The organism is Bartonella sp. CE47NXGY (assembly GCF_042195415.1).
GTDB lineage: Bacteria > Pseudomonadota > Alphaproteobacteria > Rhizobiales > Rhizobiaceae > Bartonella.
Genome location: NZ_JBHIOI010000045.1, coordinates 4,887 through 7,793 on the forward strand (window position 1 = coordinate 4,887; position 2,907 = coordinate 7,793).

Consider the following 2,907-nt stretch of genomic DNA (forward strand, 5'->3'; position numbering starts at 1 on the left):
GCTTTCTGACACTGCTGGCATATTTGGCGCAATTCAGCACCAATTTGTTGTTGCCGTGCCTCTGGGTCTTTCCATTGCGGATAAAGGCTTGCTTGCGCTTGTAAAACACTGTCTGCTCTTTCATAGAGATAGTCCGTGATACTGTCTAAATCTGGATATTTATCTTGTACTTGCGCTTTAGCTTCCTCGAAATAATCCCCCAACTTTTGGCGTTCATATTCCTCTTGACTCATGCGCTCTTGGCTCTCTCTCATATGAGAAAACTCATCAAGCAATTTCTGTTGTTCTTGTACCTTATGACTAAGCCATGCAAAATGTGCTTTTGGGTCGTCTTCTAGGGAGGGAATATTTTCCTCACGGCGGCGCGTGATTTCTTCCTGCATTGCGGCATATTTTTGCGCAAGTTCAATAGCCAATTCACGCGCTTCAATGGCGCTTTGTTCTGCCTTTTGTCGTGCTTGCCGCTCTTGCTCTAGTTTATCAGATTCTATTACATCAGAATTTGGCTGCTCTTGAAGTGGTTCTACAGCTGGCTGTTCAGAACTTTCCTCTGCATCAAAAACTTCCTCAACTTGTTCTGGCTCGACCAACTCAACAACATTATCACTGGCAAAATGTTCATCATAGATTGCTTGTTCTTCTGGCGTAAACTCTTCTTCCATATTCTGTCCCTTCAATGTGCTATTATATTTTTTGTCAAAACTCGATAGTGTTCCAACTGTGTCTGTAAAGCTTTGCGTTCTAAATCACGCTGCGCTATCTCATTTTTTGCCTGTTGAAGTTCGAGCTGCATGCGCGCTTGTTCTTGTTTCAAGAAAAGTTCGATATTTTTCTGCTGCAATGCCGCTTGTTTCTGCTGTGCATCAAGTTGATAGAGTGTGCTCTTTGCTTGCGCTTCTTGCTGTAAAACAGCAATCTTTGCTTGTTGCTCTGGAGTTAATTGCGCCCCTTGGCTTTGTTGCATCATCTGCTGTTGCTGTTGTTCTTGTTGTGCCTGCTGTGCTTTTGCCGTTAAATTTGCTACCAATGTTGCCGGTAGTGGGGAAAGCTTTAAAAGATCTGGAATCATCTCCGGTGTTAAGAACCCACCAAGCAACGGCAACATCTGCGTAATTGTCGCAAAAGTTTTCTCTTTTTCATTGGGGCTTGTCGGTGAATCATCAACAATAATGTCATACTCAAGCGTCGTAACAGCTTCACGCGTCAACGGCACATATTGGGCATTCTCTTGTCCAGAAATACGTACCAGACGCCCATCAGAGAGATAATTCTGGATAAGATAAAGGATAATCTTTCCCTGCCTACACCGATAAAGCTTGAGATTATCAAACAGCCCCGCAAGCAAATTAAGCGTTGATTGCCGGCGTGTATTTTCCAACACATTGGCTTGGTTGACCTCCCGTGTTCCGATAAACTCAGCCGATAACCCTGTTACATGCGTTATCGCTTCACGCGATTCATTAAACAGCTGGAAAAATCCATTGGGAAATTGTGCACTTGGCTTTGGTTGCATTTTCCCTCCTGTAAGCGCGCCATTTTTAACCCAAGTAATCGTATCCGTTCGCGCCCAGCTTTCCATGGCTTGGCGATCATCATCGAAAGCGTCTCGTTCTGCTATCAAGCCGCCCTTAGACTGGCTATTAAGGATATACATCACTTGGCTAAAATATTTATTCGACCATTTTTGTGGATCTTTTGCGGGGCGAACAATCCCGTAAAACTGGTTTTTAAGCTTATCCAGCGTGCCCGTGATACACTCCCACCCAAGTTGCCCATCAGGTGCTAATGGCTTATCGGGCTTTGCTAAAAGACGTCGTCCTAGAAAAGCGCGTCTCACCACTTTTTTATTAAAACACACCCCTTGTAATTGTGGCATTACCCTTTGAAGCTGTTCAAACTCCTGTTTGCTATAGTTGCGCATCTGTCCGGTTTGAAGATCAGGCGCCTTGTAAGTGGTCTCATATTCAAACCAACGGCATTCAACCAGCGTAACATAGCGTTTCCCAGAATACGGATCTGAGAGAGAAGTCGCATTGGAGTCATCTTGATACGCATCAAGCGACACATGAGAATCCTCAGAATCGGTTGTACTATCGATAGCCCAATCGGCGTTAAGATCTTCAACAGCAACATCAGGAAAAAGACTTTTAGCATCCTCAACGGATTTGCGATCAACATACCACATACGCTGTGCGTCAATGAGATTTGGTCTTACAGCATTGGCATCCCAAACCATTTTTAAGGGATCTAAACGTTGAACAGCAGGTATCCCTTCGGGATCTGTATCATAATCAAGCCGCGTATCTGTCCAGCCCATACCGCAAATAACCATATCCTGAAAAGCATCGGAATCGGCATATTCCGCCTCTGCCTCATCACGAAACCATTCTGCTGCTCCAGTAAGCAATTCATTGGGTATTGCCGCTCCCATTTGCCGTGGTTGAAACTGTACTTCGCGCTTATTATTACGCTCCGCCCCAACAATAGCATTCACAAGGGGTGCAATGCGGTTAAAAGTCATGACAGGACGGCGTTGCTCTTTTAAAACCGCAAGATCTTCCTCTGCCCATTGACGACCATTATAAAAATCAAAATCTTCACGCGCCTGTTCACGCCATTCATTAACATGTTCAATATCTTCTGCATACCAAGACTTTAAACGCTTATAGATTTCATATTCATCAAGGATTGTCGTTTTTTGAAAGTCTTGATCTAGAATGCCATCCATGATGCCGCTTCTCTTTCCATAGTGCAATAACGCTCTTGCTTGGGTTTGACACTGGGTGCTTCATAGACAATGCACATTAAACCAAAGGCATCCGCCCCATGGCTCGACCAATCATGCTCTGCACCCAAACCAATGCCGCGCTTCTCATCCCATTTCTCATGATACCAATTCAGTGCTTT

General features: G+C 44.5%; 2 protein-coding genes and 1 pseudogene. All 3 read right to left on the minus strand.

The window, feature by feature from the left end; all coding sequences use genetic code 11:
* Window positions 1-662: hypothetical protein (locus ACFIL3_RS08460; RefSeq protein WP_375682075.1), on the minus strand; the 662-nt coding region annotated here is incomplete at its 3' end.
* A gap of 11 nt (window positions 663-673) precedes the next feature.
* Window positions 674-2,728 (minus strand): portal protein, encoded by a 2,055-nt coding sequence (locus tag ACFIL3_RS08465; protein WP_375682074.1) that lies wholly within the window; start codon window positions 2,726-2,728, stop codon window positions 674-676.
* Window positions 2,713-2,907: pseudogene (locus tag ACFIL3_RS08470) on the minus strand (PBSX family phage terminase large subunit); the annotation flags it as partial. The gene ACFIL3_RS08465 and the pseudogene ACFIL3_RS08470, both read right to left, overlap by 16 nt.